The organism is Streptomyces crystallinus (genome assembly GCF_039521265.1).
Classification (GTDB): Bacteria; Actinomycetota; Actinomycetes; order Streptomycetales; family Streptomycetaceae; genus Streptomyces; species Streptomyces crystallinus.
This window is the reverse complement of record NZ_BAAACA010000011.1, coordinates 108,063-124,679: the sequence shown is the minus strand read 5'-3', so window position 1 is coordinate 124,679 and position 16,617 is coordinate 108,063. Positions and strand designations below refer to the sequence as shown.

At 72.4% G+C, this 16,617-nt stretch carries 15 protein-coding genes; 2 read left to right on the top strand and 13 right to left on the bottom strand.

What is annotated here, in order from left to right; translation table 11 throughout:
• Positions 1–37: 37 nt before the first annotated feature.
• The 6 genes from era to ABD236_RS09890 form a co-directional block, all read right to left on the bottom strand.
• Positions 38–979 carry a GTPase Era gene (gene era / locus ABD236_RS09915; protein ID WP_344072532.1) on the bottom strand — a complete coding sequence of 314 codons (942 nt, stop codon included), beginning with the start codon at positions 977–979 and terminating at the stop codon, positions 38–40.
• Positions 976–1,986 carry a WxL protein peptidoglycan domain-containing protein gene (locus ABD236_RS09910; RefSeq protein ID WP_344072530.1) on the bottom strand — a complete coding sequence of 337 codons (1,011 nt, stop codon included), beginning with the start codon at positions 1,984–1,986 and terminating at the stop codon, positions 976–978. Before ABD236_RS09910 ends, era begins: the two co-directional genes overlap by 4 nt.
• 56 nt (positions 1,987–2,042) lie before the next feature.
• Positions 2,043–3,365, bottom strand: a complete 1,323-nt coding sequence (locus tag ABD236_RS09905; protein ID WP_344072528.1) for a WxL domain-containing protein — start codon at positions 3,363–3,365, stop codon at positions 2,043–2,045.
• 251 nt (positions 3,366–3,616) lie between these two features.
• Entirely contained in the window at positions 3,617–4,093 is a 477-nt protein-coding gene (locus ABD236_RS09900; protein WP_344072526.1) for a hypothetical protein, read from the bottom strand.
• 698 nt (positions 4,094–4,791) lie between these two features.
• Positions 4,792–5,142, bottom strand: a complete 351-nt coding sequence (locus ABD236_RS09895) for a cytidine deaminase (RefSeq protein ID WP_344072524.1) — start codon at positions 5,140–5,142, stop codon at positions 4,792–4,794.
• 42 nt (positions 5,143–5,184) lie between these two features.
• The gene (locus ABD236_RS09890; RefSeq protein ID WP_344072575.1) at positions 5,185–6,006 is read right to left on the bottom strand and encodes a helix-turn-helix transcriptional regulator; all 822 of its coding nucleotides are present in this window, start codon (positions 6,004–6,006) and stop codon (positions 5,185–5,187) included.
• A 170-nt stretch (positions 6,007–6,176) separates the two neighbouring features.
• Between ABD236_RS09890 and ABD236_RS09885 the strand changes: the two genes are divergently transcribed.
• Positions 6,177–7,592, top strand: a complete 1,416-nt coding sequence (locus ABD236_RS09885; RefSeq protein WP_344072522.1) for an MFS transporter — start codon at positions 6,177–6,179, stop codon at positions 7,590–7,592.
• A gap of 114 nt (positions 7,593–7,706) precedes the next feature.
• On the opposite strand, the gene ABD236_RS09880 is transcribed toward ABD236_RS09885, so the two are convergent.
• The 6 genes from ABD236_RS09880 to ABD236_RS09855 form a co-directional block, all read right to left on the bottom strand.
• Positions 7,707–8,060, bottom strand: coding sequence for an MmcQ/YjbR family DNA-binding protein (locus ABD236_RS09880; protein WP_344072519.1), 354 nt, complete (start codon positions 8,058–8,060; stop codon positions 7,707–7,709).
• Positions 8,057–9,349, bottom strand: coding sequence for a hemolysin family protein (locus ABD236_RS09875; protein ID WP_344072516.1), 1,293 nt, complete (start codon positions 9,347–9,349; stop codon positions 8,057–8,059). The genes ABD236_RS09880 and ABD236_RS09875 overlap by 4 nt, the downstream gene beginning before the upstream one ends.
• On the bottom strand, positions 9,346–9,843 hold the full coding sequence (ybeY, locus tag ABD236_RS09870; RefSeq protein ID WP_344072514.1) for an rRNA maturation RNase YbeY: 498 nt from the start codon (positions 9,841–9,843) through the stop codon (positions 9,346–9,348). The genes ABD236_RS09875 and ybeY overlap by 4 nt, the downstream gene beginning before the upstream one ends.
• 12 nt (positions 9,844–9,855) lie before the next feature.
• Positions 9,856–10,872 carry a PhoH family protein gene (locus ABD236_RS09865; RefSeq protein WP_344072512.1) on the bottom strand — a complete coding sequence of 339 codons (1,017 nt, stop codon included), beginning with the start codon at positions 10,870–10,872 and terminating at the stop codon, positions 9,856–9,858.
• 430 nt (positions 10,873–11,302) lie between these two features.
• Positions 11,303–12,430, bottom strand: a complete 1,128-nt coding sequence (locus ABD236_RS09860; RefSeq protein WP_344072510.1) for a carbohydrate kinase family protein — start codon at positions 12,428–12,430, stop codon at positions 11,303–11,305.
• A gap of 98 nt (positions 12,431–12,528) precedes the next feature.
• A complete protein-coding gene (locus ABD236_RS09855) occupies positions 12,529–13,842 on the bottom strand; it encodes a glucarate dehydratase family protein (protein ID WP_344072508.1) in 1,314 nt (437 codons plus the stop codon).
• 285 nt (positions 13,843–14,127) lie between these two features.
• Here ABD236_RS09855 and ABD236_RS09850 point away from each other — a divergent pair, with 285 nt between their 5' ends.
• Positions 14,128–15,312: an MFS transporter gene (locus ABD236_RS09850; protein WP_344072506.1), complete on the top strand. Its 1,185-nt coding sequence runs from the start codon at positions 14,128–14,130 to the stop codon at positions 15,310–15,312.
• A gap of 275 nt (positions 15,313–15,587) precedes the next feature.
• Here the strand turns inward: ABD236_RS09850 and ABD236_RS09845 are convergent, their stop codons facing one another.
• On the bottom strand, positions 15,588–16,589 hold the full coding sequence (locus ABD236_RS09845) for an adenosine deaminase (RefSeq protein WP_344072504.1): 1,002 nt from the start codon (positions 16,587–16,589) through the stop codon (positions 15,588–15,590).
• Between the last annotated feature and the right edge of the window lie 28 nt (positions 16,590–16,617).

The window sequence follows — 16,617 nt, the reverse complement described above, 5'->3', positions numbered from 1 at the left end:
CACCACCCGCAGACGAACGCGAAGCGGGTGCGGGGAGTTAGAAGCCCAGCTTGCGGAGTTGCTTCGGGTCGCGCTGCCAGTCCTTCGCCACCTTCACATGAAGGTCGAGGAACACCGGCGTCCCCAGCAGCGCCTCGATGTGCTGCCGCGACTTCATCCCCACCTCCTTGAGCCGCTTCCCCTTCGGCCCGATGATGATCCCCTTCTGGCTCGGCCGCTCGATGTACACGTTCGCGTGGATGTCGAGCAGCGGCCGGTCGGCCGGCCGGTCCTCGCGCGGCAGCATCTCCTCCACGACCACCGCGATGGAGTGCGGAAGCTCGTCCCGTACCCCCTCCAGCGCCGCCTCGCGGATCAGCTCGGCCACCATCACCTGCTCGGGCTCGTCCGTGAGGTCGCCCTCGGGGTAGAGCGCGGGGCCCTCGGGCAGCAGCGGGACCAGGAGGTCCGCCACCAGCTGGACCTGCTGGTCGCCGACGGCCGAGACCGGCACGATCTGCGCCCACTCGAAGCCCAGCTCGTCCCCGAGCCGCTGCACCGCGAGCAGCTGCTCGGCCAGTGCCTTGGAGTCGACGAGGTCCGTCTTCGTGACGATCGCGATCTTCGGGGTCTTCTTGATCCCCGCGAGCTCCTTGGCGATGAACTTGTCGCCGGGCCCGAGCTTCTGGTCCGCCGGGAGGCAGAAGCCGATCACGTCGACCTCGGCCCAGGTCGTACGGACGACGTCGTTGAGCCGCTCGCCCAGCAGTGTGCGCGGCTTGTGCAGGCCCGGCGTGTCGACCAGGATCAGCTGCGCGTCGGGGCGGTGCACGATGCCCCGGACGGTGTGCCGGGTCGTCTGCGGACGGTTGGAGGTGATCGCCACCTTCTGTCCGACCAGAGCGTTCGTGAGGGTGGACTTGCCCGCGTTGGGGCGGCCGACGAAGCAGGCGAAGCCGGCCCGGTGGGGGGCGTTGTTCTCAACAGTACGAGCGCTCATGCCGCCCATTCTCCCCGATCCGAACGGCCCCGCCGCACGCGCGCCCCCGCCGGTCGGCCCCGCCGCCCCCGGACCCGCCGCAGCCGCCACCCCGCGAGCCCCGCCGCCACGGCCGCCACCAGCACCGCGAGGGCCGGCCAGGGCAGTGCGAGGAAGGTGGCGCCGCCGGATCCGGTGACGCCCCTGGCGCTGGCCGTGAGCCGTACGTCGCCCCGGTCCAGCTGCGGCGAGCCGCTCCACGGCTCGGTCAGGCGGACCTTCTGGCCGGGCAGCAGCTCGGCCGGCACCTTGGTGAGCGCGCGGCTGAGCAGCGTACGGCCGAACAGGCCCGTCGCCTTCAGTTCGACCTTCGGGTCGAGCGTGACATTGCCCCGGTTGTGCAGGGTGTACGAGATGGTGGTCCGGCTCGTGCCCGTACCGGGCAGCAGCGGCCGGTGCTGGGCGAGCGAGACGTCCTCGACGGCGAGCGCGGCCACGGCGGGCCCGGTGACCCGCAGATAGACGCGCGCCCCGACGGCCTGCTGCACCCCCATGGCCAGCTCGCCCCGCCCGGCCGCGACCTTCTCGTCCAGGGCGACCAGCGCCCCGGGGTGGTCGCCGGGCTCCGCGTCGGCGGGGACGGTGACGGTGAACGGCACGGTGACCGAGGCGTGCGCCGGGACGGTGACCGCCGTCCGCTCGGGCCGCGCCCAGGCGCCGACGCCGTGCTGCGGCTCGCGCCGGGTGCGCACGGCGAACCCGCCGTCGCGTTCGGTGTTGTACGCGTCGGCCCCGTACAGCCGGAAGCTCATCGGGGCGGCCGTCTTGTTGGTGACGGTGACCTTGTCGGTCAGGGTGCTGCCGGGGTCGGCGGAGAGGTAGAAGTACGGGCGCCGGTCCGCGCCGGAGGCGGCCGGGTAGACGGCCCAGTCGCCGTTGTCGGCGGCGCGCGCGGGCGTGCCGGGCGCCAGCGGGACGGCGGCGAGCAGGGCGGCGAGCAGGAGCGGGACGGGCGACGGTCTGCGCACGGCGTTCCCCCGGGGACGGGTGGGCCGGCCGGGTGCGCGCCCGGCCCACGGGTGGATCAGGCGAGCGTGAGCGTCAGCACACCGGAGTAGGCGCCGGGGGCGGTGAACGCCGGAACGTTCAACGAGACCCGGGCGTCGACGGTGAACTCACCGCCGGTGAGCGCCGCGTTGGGCGTGGTGGCGAGGGTGGCGCCGGCGCCGCCCACGGGCCCGGGCGAGCCCGCCGCGCAGGTCGACGGGGAGCCGGCCTTGGTGGCGCAGACCGGGGTCCAGCCGAGCTTGGAGGCGTCGATCTTCGCCCCGCCGGGGCCGGTGAAGTCGGTGACCTTGCCGGTCAGGGACCAGCCCGCGGGGCCGCCGCGGAAGTCCTGGACCGTCACCGTCTGGAGCGAGCCCCGGGAGAAGCCGCCCTTGCCGAAGTCGACGGCGTCCATGGAGACGGCGTCGCCGGCCTGGGTCATGGAGAGGGTGCCCGCCTTGACCGAGGAGTTGAGCTTCTGGCTGTTCGGCGGCGCCGGGGTGTCGTCGACGACGCTGTACGCCGCCGGTCCCGCCCCCTTGTCGTCGCTCCAGCTCGCGCCCTCGTAGGCGACGATGCCGCTGGTCGCCTTGTCGTTGACCGTCAGCGTGGTGGAGAACGCGCCCTGCGCGTCCGCCGTCACGGTCGCCTTGTCGGCGGTCTCGGCGGCTCCGGCGCGGCCCGCGACCGTCACGGTCGCGCCCGCCGTGAACTTCGACCCGGTGACCGTGACCGTGGCGCCGGGCTTGCCGGAGGCGGTGCCCAGCTGGACGGCCCGCTGGTTGGTCTGGCCGCCGCCGGTCGCGGTGACCGTCTCGGAGACGGGCGCGGGCGGGTTGGTGACCGTGCAGGGGGTGTCCAGCTCCATGATGTAGCTGGTGTGGATGTTGTAGTCGCCGGGCGACAGGGTGATCGCGCCGGGTGCGGTGACGGTGAACGTACCGGTCATGGAGAACGGCGGGAACGCGCCCTTCCCCGGCACCGGGTCGTTCTTCTTGGGCCCGGCGACCGCGAGGTCACCGCTCTGGGCGCCGCCCAGGGTGACCTTTCCGGTGGGGGTCATGATGTCGGCGGGCAGCGCCAGGTCCACCGGGTTGCTGGCGGCGGGCTTGGTGACCGTGTACGTGACGGTGACGGTGTCGCCGACCTTGGGCGCCGCCTTGTCGACGGTGATCTGGGCGGTGGTGGTGCCGTCGATGGGCGGGATGCCCGCGATGGGCGGCGGTACGCAGTGCGTGGCGAAGTCGACGGGCGTCGCGGCCAGCGCCTGCGCGGGCGCGATGAGCGCCCCCGTCCCGGCCATGAGCGCCGCGGCTCCCAGTACGGCGGCCCAGCGGCGCCGTCTTCGTGCTGAAGGCATGACTGCCCTCCTCTGCGGTAGTGGCGCAGCAGCGGCTCGGCTGCGCCGGCAGGGAGCCATTGACCTGGGGGCGCGAAAAGAAGTCAATGGAAGCGAAATCCCTTGACTGATGGGCCATCAGATACTGTCAAGATCCGTGTTCCCGCAGGTCAGCGGGGCTTGGTGCGGGGCGTACGGACAGCGGGAACCGGCGCCGCTGGCTGCGGCGCCGGTTCCGTGGGACGTGGGGGGCTGTCGGTTTCTCCCGGGGCTCAGCTGAACACGAACGGCCCGGGCGTCTGGGCCGCCGTGGAGGTGCACGTCACGGTGATCCCGAAGACCAGCATCCTGACCGAGCCGGGGTGGGCGCTGGCGGAGAGCCCGGGCGAGACGGTCCCGGCGAGCGGACCGACCGAGACCCCGCTGCCCGCCGTCATCGCGGGGTTGCGCTTCCCGCTGAAGACCAGGGTGCCGCCACCGGACCTGGCCATGGTCAGCGTGGTGGTGATGGTGTCCTTGCCCACCCCGATCGGGGTGGTGATCTCGGACGAGGTGAGGGTCATGGTGGCGGCCGTGCCGTTCTGGGTGGCCGTCAGCGTCGCCTCACCGCCGCCGTAGAAACCGCAGTCGTAGACCTCGGTGGCCGACCCCGGGGAGACGGCCGCGGCCGTCGGGGCCAGTACCAGTGCACCGGTGGCCAGGCCGCCCGCGACGAGCGCCGCGAGCGCCAGTGGCCTCTTGCGTACCATCGGTTCCCCTTCCGTACTCCCCCTGCTTCCCGCAGCGGGAGATGGCGAGTGCCGCGCTGGGCGCATGCGCATGCGCGTGTCGGTTACGCGTAACCGTCCGCGGGCGGGGTGCGCACGCCACGCGGGGCGACCGGTCCGGCACGGGGCCGCGGCTCGCGCCCCCTGCCTCGGCCGCCGGATCTGACGGGCCGTCGGATTTACTGCTGTTCATTGATGCGCGGGTTGCGGCTGGGCGCAAGGGGGGGCGGGGGGTTTCTTGACCCCGCGCCCCTTTTTTGGTCCGGCGTTTGTCTGCGGGTGTGTGATGGGTTGCTCGCGCAGTTCCCCGCGCCCCTGGGTAGGACGGCCCGTTCGGGCGGTTGTGGGCGCGCCCTGGGAACCGGCACTCTAGGCAGTCCGACCCCGTCGGGCGGCTCTGGGCGTCCTGGAGGTCCGCTTTCGTCTGCGGGTCGTGGCCGCTTCTCGCGCAGTTCCCCGCGCCCCTAAAAGCCTGTGGCTGAGCAGAGTTCTCCGGCTTGCCCCCAACCCCCTAGGGGCGCCGTGAATCACCGGACAAGCCGTACTACCCAGGGGCGCGGGGAACTGCGCGACCAGCCCACCACCCACCCGCAGACGAAGGCCGGGCCAGAAAAAGGGGCGCGGGGAACTGCGCGAGCAACCCGCCACTCACCCGCAGACAAAGTGCGGGCAACACAGCGTCAGGCCGGCAACGTTGCGCGGAGTGATCCGTCCGGTCCCGCCACCAGCACCGGCGTCCCCACACCCCCAAGATCCCGTACAGCCGCCAGATCCGCGTCCGAGGCCGAGGCCTCGTCCGTCACCACCGCCGCCGCCTCCAGCGACTTCGCCCCGCTCGCCACCGCCATCGCGACAGCGGTCCGCAGCGCCGAGAGCTTGAGCGAGTCCAGCTCCACGGTCCCGGCGACGTACGTACGCCCGGTCTCGTCCCGTACGGCCGCGCCCTCGGCCACCCCGTTGCGGGCCCGGGCGCTGCGCGCCAGGGTGATGATCTTGCGGTCCTCGGGGTCGAGTTCGGTGCTCTGAGTCATACGAGGAGCATAAGGAGTGCCACCGAACGGCGGCGCCGCGTCTCAGCCCGCGACCGGGTACATCGACCCGCGCCGCCCCTCCGGCGAGGCCAGCCACTCCAGCTTCGCGGCCGTGTCGCCCTCCGGCAGCGGGTTGTGCAGCACGATGGCGAGGTCCGGGCGCGCGGGCACGCGCAGCTGCGTGGACTCCACGAACAGCGTGCCCACCACCGGGTGCTGGAACTCCTTGCGCACCTGGCCCGCGGGCAGGATGTCCCGCCGCCCCCACAGCTCGGCGAACTCCGCCGACAGCCGCGACGCCTCCTCGACGACCTCCTGGAAGCCCTCGTCGTCGGGCCGCTCGAAGCAGGCCGCGCGGAACTGGGCCACCACGCTCCCGGCGATCTCCTCCCACCTCTTGGAGCGCGCCCGGTAGACCGGGTCGGTGAAGAAGGCGATGAGGCAGTTCTGCACGATCTCGGGGCGCATCCCGAGCACCATGGCGGCCGCGTCGTTGTACATCACCGTGTTCCAGTACGGGTCCATGATGTGCGCCGGGAACGGCATCCAGGCGTCGATCAGCCGCTGGAGGCCCTGGCGCATGTCGGCGTAGGCCGGATCGACCTCCGGCGCGGGCGGGTTGAGCCCGGCCAGCACGTACAGATGGCGGCGCTCCACGCTGGTCAGCTTGAGCACCCGGCCCACCGAGTCCAGGACCTGCGGCGACACCGTGATGTCCCGGCCCTGCTCCAGCCACTGGTACCAGGAGACGCCCACCCCGGCCAGCACGGCGACCTCCTCGCGGCGCAGGCCCGGGGTGCGGCGGCGGGCGCCGCCGTCGGGCAGCCCGGCGGCGGTGGGGCTGATCCGGGCCCGCCGGTTCATCAGGAACTCGCGCAGTTCGTTGCGCCGCGGCGACTTGTCGATCGGCGTGGCCACGTCCGTACTCCCCCTCGTCGACAACGCTTCGGCACCCCCGGCCGCTGCCTGGTGGTGCCGCCAACAGGATAAGTTCCCACTCTCCACGGCCATTCCCGGGCGGCCAGGCTGTGGCCATGGCAATCGACACCCCCACCGCACCGGCCACGCCGGTCCCCGCGGCGGACCCGCGGGACGCCCGGCTCACCGGCCGCGCGAAGCTGGTCCTGTTCGTGCTCTGCGCCGCCCAGTTCATGGTGGCGCTCGACTTCTCCGTACTGAACGTGGCACTGCCCGTCCTCGGCGAGGACCTCGGCCTGGGCCAGTCCGCGCTCCAGTGGGCGGTGACCGCGTTCGCGCTGCCGTCCGGCGGCTTCCTGCTCCTGTTCGGCCGGATCGCCGACCTCTACGGCCGCAAGAAGCTCTTCCTCACCGGGCTCGCCCTGTTCGGCGCCGCCTCGCTGCTCGCCACCCTCGCCTGGGACCCGGCGTCGTTCCTGACCGGCCGCGCCCTCCAGGGCCTGGGCGCCGCGGTGATCGTGCCGACCGGGATGTCCCTGCTGACGACCACCTTCCCCGAGGGCCCGCAGCGCGACCGGGCGCTGGGCATCAGCGGCACCCTGCTCTCGCTGGGCTTCACCGTCGGCATGGTGCTCGGCGGGGTCATGACCGACACGCTGGGCTGGCGCTCGACGATGGGCCTGCTCACGGTCGCCGCGGTGCTCGTCTTCGCCCTGGCACCGGGCCTGCTCCCGGAGTCGCGCACCCCGGAACGCCCGCGGCTCGACGTGCCCGGCGCGGTCACCGTCACCGGTGGTCTGCTCGCCCTGATCTACTCCCTGTCGACGGCGGCCCAGCGCGGCTTCGGCGGCGCGGACGTGTGGGGCACCCTGGTCGCCGGGCTCGCGCTGCTCGCCGCGTTCGTCGTGGTCGAGTCCCGGGCGGCGGCCCCGCTGGTCTCGCTGCCGATGCTGAGGCGCCGCACGGTGGCGTGGGGCAACTTCGGCGGCCTTGTCACCTTCTCGATGATGTCGACGGTGGTCTTCGTCCTGACCCTCTACCTCCAGGAGGTCCTGGGTCTGTCGTCCTTCCGGACCGGTCTGGTCTTCGGCGTCCAGGGCGTCATTTCGGCGGTCGCCGGAACGTACGCCGCCAAGGTCATCGGCCGCTTCGGCGCCCGCCGTACGCTGGTCGCCTCGCTGCTCGGCCAGGGCCTGTTCGTCGCCCTGCTGCTGGCGGTGGGCCGGGAGTCGGGCGCACTGCTCGCCACCGCCGCCGTCTCGCTGGCCAGCATGTGCCACCTGGGCGCGATCATCTCGTACGGGGTGACGGTCACCAGCGGCGTCCCCGACGAGGAGCAGGGCCTGGCGACGGGCCTGGTCACCACGACCCAGCAGGTCGGCATCACGATCGGCATCCCGCTGCTGGGAGTCCTGGCGACGACGCGGGGGGACCTGTTCGGCGGGGTACGCCACGTCCTGCTCATCGACGCGGTGATCGTGATCGCGGCGGCGGCGCTGGTGGCGGCAGGCCTGGGCCGCCGATCCGCCTAGGCGCACAGTGGAGTCACGACGCGGTACCGCGCCCCTTCAGGGGCGCGGGGAACTGCGCGGGGAACTGCGCGAGCAACCGGCCACGACCCGCAGCCGAAGATCCCGCCGGGAACGTCAGCCCCGGTCCAGCCGAAGCCGCTCGGCCCTGGGAAGACCCGCCACGACCAAGTCGTACGAATCCTCGATCAGCTCCCGGACCATCCGGTCCGGGAGCTGCCCCACGTCCACCGTGTTCCAGTGCCGCTTGTTCATGTGCCACCCCGGCACGATCGCCGGGTACGCGGCGCGCAGCCGCACCGCCTCGTCCGGGTCGCACTTGAGGTTGGCCGTGAGCGGGGTTCCCCCCAGGTTGCTCAGCGCGAACATCTTCCCGAGGACCTTGAAGACGGAGGTCCCCGAGTCGAACGGGAACTCCTCGGTCGCGGCGTTGAACGCCAGACAGAACGCCCTGAGCTCCTGAGGGGTCACGCCTCTTCCTCCTCCTTGACGGCCACCGGCTCCACGAGCACGGTCACGATCTTGTTCCGGCGGCCCGCCGGGGACTCGGCGGTGAGCCGCAGCGCCCGCCCGTCGGGCAGGTCGACCACGGCCGTGGCGCCCGCGATCGGCACCCGGCCGAGCGCCTTGGCGAGCAGTCCGCCGACCGTCTCCACGTCCTCGTCGTCGAACTCGTCGAGCCCGAACAGCTCGCCCAGATCGGTGATGTCGAGCCGGGCGGTGACCCGGAAGCAGCCGTCCGCCAGCTCCTCGACCGGCGGCAGCTCCCGGTCGTACTCGTCGGTGATCTCCCCGACGATCTCCTCCAGGATGTCTTCGATGGTGACGATCCCGGCCGTGCCGCCGTACTCGTCGATGACGACCGCGACGTGGCTGCGGTCCTGCTGCATCTCGCGCAGCAGGTCGCCGGCGTTCTTGGTGTCGGGGACGAACGCGGCGGGGCGCATCGCGGTGGAGACCAGGTCGGCCTCGGAGTCGCGGTTGATGTGCGTCTTGCGGACCAGGTCCTTCAGATACACGATGCCGACGATGTCGTCCTCGTTCTCACCGGTCACCGGGATCCGGGAGAAGCCGGAGCGCAGCGCGAGGGTGAGCGCCTGGCGGATGGTCTTGAAGCGCTCGATGCAGACGAGGTCGGTGCGCGGCACCATCACCTCGCGCACCAGCGTGTCGCCGAGCTCGAAGACCGAGTGCACCATCCGGCGCTCCTCGTCCTCGATCAGCGACTCCTGCTCGGCGAGGTCGACCATCGCGCGCAGCTCGGCCTCGGAGGCGAACGGGCCCTTGCGGAAGCCCTTTCCGGGCGTGAGCGCGTTGCCGAGGAGGATGAGGAGCTGCGGGACCGGGCCCATGATCCGGGCCAGCGGCAGCAGGACGTACGCGGCGGCCGTCGCCGTGTTCAGCGGGTGCTGGCGGCCGATGGTGCGCGGCGAGACGCCGACGGCCACGTACGACACGAGCACCATCACCGCGATGGCGACGAGCAGCGCCGTCCAGGTCTGCTCGAAGTCCTCCAGGCACACATAGGTGACCAGCACCCCGGCCGCCATCTCGCAGGCGACCCGGACCAGCAGGGCCACGTTGAGATAGCGGGTCGGGTCGGCGGCCACCTGGGCGAGCTTGGCCGCGCCGCGCCGCCCCGACCGCTCGGCCTCGGCCGCGCGGAACGAGGAGGTACGCGCGATGCCGGCCTCCGCGCAGGCGGCCAGCCAGGCGACCACGACCAGGGCGACGGCGCCGAAGAGCAGCTGCCCGGTCATGAGACGGTCGGCGCCGGGGAGGGGCCGGTGAGGCCCTTCTCCGCCCGCCAGCCGTCCACGATGGCCGCCTGGAGGCCGAACATCTCGGCCTTCTCGTCCGGCTCCTCGTGGTCGTACCCCAGCAGGTGCAGCACTCCGTGGACGGTCAGGAGCTGGAGCTCCTCGTCCATCGAGTGCCGCGTCGGCGCGTCCTCGCCCTGCTTGGTGGCGACCTCGGGGCACAGCACGATGTCACCGAGGAGCCCCTGCGGGGGCTCCTCGTCGTCCTTCATCGGCGGACGCAGCTCGTCCATCGGGAAGGACATGACATCGGTCGGGCCGGGCAGGTCCATCCACTGGATGTGCAGCTGCTCCATGGCCTCGGCGTCCACGACGATCACCGACAGCTCGGAGAGCGGGTGGATCCGCATCCGCGTGAGGGCGTAGCGGGCGATGTCGAGGATCGCCTGCTCGTCGACCTCGGTTCCGGACTCGTTGTTGACGTCGATCGACATGGTGCGCTCTGACTACTTCCCGTTGCGGTCCTGCTGGCTGTCGTACTTCTCGTACGCGTCGACGATACGGCCGACGAGCTTGTGCCGGACGACGTCCTGGGACGAGAGCCGGGAGAAGTGGACGTCCTCGACACCTTCCAGGATCTCCTGGACCTGGCGCAGTCCGCTCTTCGTGCCGTTCGGCAGGTCGACCTGGGTGATGTCACCCGTGATGACGATCTTCGAGTCGAAGCCGAGGCGGGTGAGGAACATCTTCATCTGCTCGGCGCTGGTGTTCTGCGCCTCGTCCAGGATGATGAACGCGTCGTTGAGCGTACGGCCGCGCATGTACGCCAGGGGCGCGACCTCGATCGTGCCCGCCGCCATCAGCCGGGGGATCGAGTCCGGGTCCAGCATGTCGTGCAGCGCGTCGTAGAGCGGGCGCAGATACGGGTCGATCTTCTCGTAGAGCGTGCCCGGCAGGAAGCCGAGGCGCTCGCCCGCCTCCACGGCGGGCCGGGTCAGGATGATCCGGGTGACCTGCTTGGACTGCAGGGCCTGGACCGCCTTGGCCATGGCGAGATAGGTCTTTCCGGTACCGGCGGGGCCGATGCCGAAGACGATCGTGTGCTTGTCGATCGCGTCGACGTACCGCTTCTGGTTGAGGGTCTTGGGGCGGATCGTGCGACCACGGCTGGAGAGGATGTTCTGGGTCAGCACGTCGGCCGGGGTCTCGTGGCCGTCCTCCGCTCTGCCGTTCTCGCTCGCCCGGAGCATGGCGATCGAGCGTTCCACTGCGTCCTCCGTCATCGGCTGACCGGTGCGGAGCACCAGCATCATCTGGTCGAACAGGCTTTGGATGAGCGCGACTTCCGCCGGGGTCCCCGTGGCACTGATCTCATTGCCCCGGACATGGATGTCGGCCGCCGGGAAGGCCTTCTCGATCACGCGCAGCAGCGAGTCACCGGATCCGAGCAGCATCACCATCGGGTGCTTGGCAGGGACCTTGATCTGGGCACTCGTCTGCGCCTGTGTGGGTGTCTGAGTCATGGGCCGGCTCTGTGGCCTGCACATACCTCCCGTTGCAGGGTTCTCGCTGCTCGACAACCTCTGGATACCCAGCGTACGACCTGGCGCTGACAGCGCCGAGAGGTTTTCACGGGGAAGCGCCCGTGGTGCCCGGTGCCGTCTCGCGCCTGCGGCCCGTGCATGGCTGGTCGCGCAGTTCCCCGCGCCCCTTTTGCGCCAGGGGTTCGTCTGCGGACCGGTGGTGGGTTGCTCGCGCAGTTCCCCGCGCCCCTAGGGGGTTGTGCCTGCTCCGGACCGCCAGGAGCGCCTTGAGGGATCGCCCCGAAGGGGCGCATTGAAGGGGCGCGGGGAACTGCGCGGGAAGAGGCCACCGGCCCGCAGACGAAGCCCGGGCACACCAGGGGCGCGGGGAACTGCGCGACCAGTCACCCACCGGGCCGCGGGCGAAGACCTACGCCGGGCGGCGGAAGCCGATCGTGGGGACCGCGCGGCGCAGGGGCCACGGCCGGGCCGCGCCCGGGAGCAGGGGCTCCAGGAACTCGTAGCGGCGCAGGGCCGCCGGGTCCTGCCCCGACCGCGTGCGCACGGCCTGCCACCACGCCGCGATCTCCGCCCACCCCGGCGCCGAGAGCGACCCCCCGAACTCCTGCACCGAGAGCGCCGCCGTCAGGCCCGCGAAGGCGAGCCGGTCCGCCAGCGGCCACCCCGCCAGCGTCCCGGTGACGAACCCGGCCACGAACACGTCCCCCGCCCCGGTCGGGTCGAGCGCCTCCACCGCGATCGCGGGCACCTCGGCGGTCTCCCCGGTCGAGCCGTCCACCGCGTACGCGCCCTCCGCGCCCAGCGTGACCACCGCGACCGGAACCTTCTCGGCCAGCGCGCGGGCGGCCGCGCGCGGGCAGTCGGTGCGGGTGTAGCGCATCGCCTCGCCCGCGTTGGGCAGGAACGCCTCGCAGTGCTCCAGACCGGTCAGCCCGGCCAGGTCCCAGTGCCCGGTGTCGTCCCAGCCGACGTCGGCGAAGATCCGCGCGCCGTGCCGGGCGGCGTCCGCGATCCACTCCTCGGTGCGGCCGGGCACCAGCGAGGCGATCGCGGCACGCGCGCGTGGCGGCACGGCGGGCGCGGACTCCTCCGGCGGCGCCTCGTGGCCGTGCGACACCATGGTCCGCTCGCCCTCGTACGCCATGGAGACGGTGACCGGCGAGTGCCAGCCGGGCACGGTCCGCGACAGCGAGAGGTCGATGCCCTCGCCCTGCTCCAGGGCGTCCCAGCAGTACTCGCCGTAGTGGTCGTCCCCGAAGGCGGCCGCCAGCGAGGTGTGCAGCCCGAGGCGGGCCAGCGCGATGGCCATGTTGGCGACCCCGCCGGGGCTGGACCCCATGCCGCGCGCCCAGGACTCCGTACCGCGTACGGGCGCGGAGTCGAGGCCGGTGAAGATGATGTCGAGGAAGACCGTGCCGGTCAGGAAGACGTCGCACTCCGGGTCGCGGGGCCGGCGCACCTTGTCCAGCGGGTCGACGCCCGCGGTGTGGCCCCACTGGTCGGCGCGGTCCTGCTGCTCTCTGCTGGATGTGGTCACGGCGAGCTCCCCGTTCGCGTACGGATGGGGCCAGTGTGCCCGATCCACCGCGCCGGGGAGCCGCGCCCGGAGGTCCGGTGAGCGGCGGGTGACCGCTCCTACCAGCGCGGCAGGGCCGGCGTACGCCACTGCTCGTGGCCCGGCGCCAGCCGCATCGCGGCGGCGTCGTCGCGGTCGCGGAAGGTGCCGTCGTCGGCCAGCCAGCGCCGGTGGAGGCGGTCGAGCGCGTCCCGGTCGAGGGTGACGCCGAGCCCGGGGGCGTCCGGGACGGCGAGCCGCCCGTCCCGGAAGACGTGCCGGTCGACGACGACGTCCTCGCTCTGCCACGGGTAGTGGCTGTCGCACGCGTAGTCGAGGTTGGGGACGGTCGCGGCGACCTGGGTCATCGCGGCGAGGCTGATGCCCATATGGGTGTTGGAGTGCATGGACAGGCCCACCCCGAAGGTCCGGCAGATCGCGGCGAGGTCCCGGGTGTTGCGCAGCCCGCCCCAGTAGTGGTGGTCACTGAGGACGACCTGCACGGCACCGCTGAGGAACGCCTCGCGGATCTCCGGGAACGTGGTCACGCACATGTTGGTGGCGAGCGGGACCGAGGTGCCCGCCGCGACCTCCGCCATCGCGCGCGTGCCGGACGCCGGGTCCTCCAGGTACTCCAGTACGTCCGCGAGCTCGGCCGCCACCCGCAGCGAAGTGGCCGCGCTCCAGCCGCCGTTCGGGTCGAGCCGCAGCGGACGCCCCGGGAAGGCCTCGGCGAGCGCCCGGACCGCGGCGACCTCCTGCTCGGGCGGGAAGACGCCGCCCTTCAGCTTGAAGGAGCCGAACCCGTACTCGCTGACGAACCGGCGGGCCTGCGCCACGATCCCGGCGGGGTCGAGGGCCGCCCCCCAGTCGTCCTTCTCGCCCGCCCCGCCCGGGTGTTCGGCCCACCGGTAGAAGAGGTACGCGCTGTACTCCACGCTGTCGCGGACCTTGCCCCCGAGGAGCCTGTGGACCGGCACGCCGAGCGTCTTGCCGAGCGCGTCGAGGCAGGCGACCTCGAAGGCGGAGACGACGGAGAGCCGCAGCTTGTCGGCGCTCTGCACTCCGCGCAGCCCGCCCACGTCGACGGAGTGGTCGACGCGGGCCTGATTCACGGGCAGCTCGTTCATGAGGGTGAACAGCCCATTGAGGTCGGAGAGCTCGTGCCGGGCGGCGAGGAGCACGTCGGCGTACGGCCGGGCCAGCTCAAGGTACGTGGTGTCGCCATAGGTCTCGCCGACGCCGGTGACCCCGCTGTCGGTGACGACTTCGACGACCAGGCGCGGGGTGTACGGCTGGTGCACGCCCTGGACGTTGAGGAGCGGCGGGTCGGAGATGAGGACGGGGGTGAGCCGGACGTCGACGATCGCGGCAGCGGCAGCCAGTGCATCCATGGGAACGCAGCCTAGATATGTGAACAAGAGGGGGTCAAGGGAGGGGAAGAGCGCGGCGAGCAGAGCCCAGGCCGACCAAAGGTCGGCAGCTACCCACCCACCCCACCCCCAAACAATTGGTGACTCAGATCACAAACGACTGTCTTTCGTCGGCTCGGGACGGCTTGATACAAATTGGGCCGCGTTCCCGTACGAGGCACTTCCGTGACAACACCGGGCGCATCCCCCCTCTTTGTACCTCCCCCGCACCTTCTGCCCGCTCGGGCACCGCTCCCTGGAACGCCCATGTCCGCACGCCCTCGTGCCGCCTGGCCTCTGGTCGCCGTCTTCACGGCCGGCTATCTGGCCGCGTATCTCCTCCCGACCGTCGTGGGCCGCCTCTCGTCAGGCCTCGGCCTGGCGCCCACCCAGGCCGGACTCATCGGCTCCACCCTGCTGTTGAGCTCGGCGGCGGCGGGCTTCACGCTGGCGGCGCGGGTGGAGCGGTACGGCGAGCGGCGCCTCGCCCGCCTGGGCCTGCTGCTGGCCCTGGCCGGTTACGGGTCGGCCGCGCTGACCACTCTCCTGCCGCTGGTGGTGGCGGGGGCGGTGGTCGGGGGCTTCGGGTCCGGTACGGCCACGGCGGTGGCGGCGTCGGGGATGGCCGCGCGGCGGGACCCGCACCGGCTGACCACGTTCGGGCTGCTGTCCGTCTCGGCGACGGCCGGGGCGCTGTATCTGACGATCCCGCGTCTCGGGGGCGGTCACGGGCTGCCGTTCGCGGCGATCGCGCTGGTGGCCGGGCTGGTGTGGCCCGCGACGACCCGTCTGCCGGGCCCGGGCCCGTCCCGTGCCACGGGCCCGCTCTCCACCCCCCTGCCGCACCGGCGGGCGGGCTCGGTGCTGGCGGGCGGGATGCTCTGCTGGTCGCTGGCGCAGAACGCGCTGTGGGGCGTGAGCGGCCGCATCGGCCTGACCCAGGCTGGCCTGACCGAGGTCACGGTGGGCGCGGTGTTCGCGGTGGCGCTGCTGGCGGGGCTGCTCGGGGTGACGGCGGCGGGGGCGCTGGGCGCGCGGCTGGGGCGGGCGGTGCCGATCGGGCTGGGCACGGTGGTGATCGCCGGGTGTGTGGTGCTGAGCTCGTCGGCGCGGGGCCTGGCGTCCTTCGCCACGGGCGAGATCCTGTGGAACGTCTGCTACCCGGTGGTGCTCTCGTACTTGATCGCCCTGGCGGCGTCCCTGGACCCGCGCGGCCGCTGGGCGGTCCTGGCGGGCTCGGCGTCGTCCCTGGGGGTGGCCTGCGGTCCGCTGACGGGGAGCGTGCTGTCTTCCGGGGCGGGGTACGGGGGGATGGGGGTGGTGCTGGGGGCGGCGCTGCTGCTTCTGGCCGCGCCTCTGACAACCCTGGCGTCCCGCCGCCCCCCGGTCCCCCCACTCACCCCTCAGCCCCTGCCGACCCCCACAGGCGGCGAGTTCAGCCTCTCGGTGTGACGAGCCTTCGTCCGCGGGCCGTCTGTGGCTGATCGCGCAGTTCCCCGCGCCCCTAGCCACCTAGGGGCGCGGGGAACTGCGCGAGAGGCGGCCACCGGCCCGCAGCCGACGAACTGCCCAGGGGCGCGAGGAACTGCGCGAGCGGCCCGCCACTCACCCGCAGACAAAGACCGGGCACAAACAGGGGCGCGGGGAACTGCGCGAGCGGCCCGCCACTCACCCGCAGACAAAGACCGGGCCCCGGGGCGGAGCCCCCGGCCGCCCGCCAGAGGGCTTCAGGAAACGGGCGGGGTGGGGAACTCGTACGCGGCCACCTCCGCCAGGTACCGCCCCCGTTCCCCCTCCCCCAGGAACGCCGCCAGGAACGAGTTCCGGGCCAACCCCCGCAGCTCCTCCGAAGACAGCGACAACGCCGCCCCGACCGCGTCGAAGTTGTCCCCCGCGTACCCCCCGAAGTACGCCGGATCGTCGGAGTTCACCGTGCACATCAGCCCCGCCTCCATCATCCGCCGCAGCGGATGCGCCGAAAGCGAGGACACGGCACGGAGCCGGACGTTCGACAGGGGGCACAGGGTCAGCGGGACGCGGTCGCGGACCAGCCGGGCCACCAGCTCCGGATCCTCCAGCGCCCGCAGCCCGTGGTCCACCCGCTCCACCCCCAGGACGTCCAGCGCCTCGGTGATGTACGACGGCGGCCCCTCCTCCCCCGCGTGCGCCACCTTCCGCAGCCCCAGCGAGTCCGCCATCGCGTACACCTCGCGGAACTTCGCCGGCGGATGCCCCACCTCCGCCGAGTCGAGGCCGACGCCCACGATCCGGTGCAGATGCGGCCGTGCCGCCTCCAGCGTCTCCAGCGCCGACTCGGCCGACTTGTCGCGCAGGAAGCACAGGATCAGCCGCGTCGTGACGCCGTGGCGCGACTCGGCGCGGTCCAGGGCGCGCCCGAGGCCCTCCACCACCGTCCCGATCGGCACACCCCGTGCCGTATGCGCCTGCGGGTCGAAGAAGATCTCCGCGTGCCGCACCCCCTGCGCCGCGGCCCGCGCCAGATACGCCTCCGCCAGCGCCTCGAAGTCCTCCTCCGTACGCAGCACCGCCATCAGCGAGTAGTACAGGTCGAGGAAGGACTGCAGGTCGTCGAAGAGGTACGCCTTGCGCAGCTCCTCGGTGTCCGCGTACGGCAGCCGCACACCGTTGCGCGCGGCCAGCTCGAAGGCCAGCTCGGGCTCGAGCGTGCCTTCGATGTGAAGGTGGAGTTCGGCCTTGGGGAGGGGCATGGCAGTGCTTTCTGAAGGGGCCGGGGGA

Excerpts from the sequence above, each read along its gene's own strand:
- ABD236_RS09855 (WP_344072508.1), bottom strand. The coding sequence starts at position 13,842 with ATGGATGCACTGGCTGCCGCTGCCGCGATCGTCGACGTCCGGCTCACC.
- era (WP_344072532.1), bottom strand. The coding sequence starts at position 979 with ATGAGCGCTCGTACTGTTGAGAACAACGCCCCCCACCGGGCCGGCTTC.
- ABD236_RS09900 (WP_344072526.1), bottom strand. The coding sequence starts at position 4,093 with ATGGTACGCAAGAGGCCACTGGCGCTCGCGGCGCTCGTCGCGGGCGGC.
- ABD236_RS09845 (WP_344072504.1), bottom strand. The coding sequence starts at position 16,589 with ATGCCCCTCCCCAAGGCCGAACTCCACCTTCACATCGAAGGCACGCTC.
- ABD236_RS09885 (WP_344072522.1), top strand. The coding sequence starts at position 6,177 with ATGGCAATCGACACCCCCACCGCACCGGCCACGCCGGTCCCCGCGGCG.
- ABD236_RS09890 (WP_344072575.1), bottom strand. The coding sequence starts at position 6,006 with ATGAACCGGCGGGCCCGGATCAGCCCCACCGCCGCCGGGCTGCCCGAC.
- ABD236_RS09850 (WP_344072506.1), top strand. The coding sequence starts at position 14,128 with ATGTCCGCACGCCCTCGTGCCGCCTGGCCTCTGGTCGCCGTCTTCACG.
- ABD236_RS09905 (WP_344072528.1), bottom strand. The coding sequence starts at position 3,365 with ATGCCTTCAGCACGAAGACGGCGCCGCTGGGCCGCCGTACTGGGAGCC.
- ABD236_RS09895 (WP_344072524.1), bottom strand. The coding sequence starts at position 5,142 with ATGACTCAGAGCACCGAACTCGACCCCGAGGACCGCAAGATCATCACC.
- ABD236_RS09875 (WP_344072516.1), bottom strand. The coding sequence starts at position 9,349 with ATGACCGGGCAGCTGCTCTTCGGCGCCGTCGCCCTGGTCGTGGTCGCC.
- ybeY (WP_344072514.1), bottom strand. The coding sequence starts at position 9,843 with ATGTCGATCGACGTCAACAACGAGTCCGGAACCGAGGTCGACGAGCAG.
- ABD236_RS09865 (WP_344072512.1), bottom strand. The coding sequence starts at position 10,872 with ATGACTCAGACACCCACACAGGCGCAGACGAGTGCCCAGATCAAGGTC.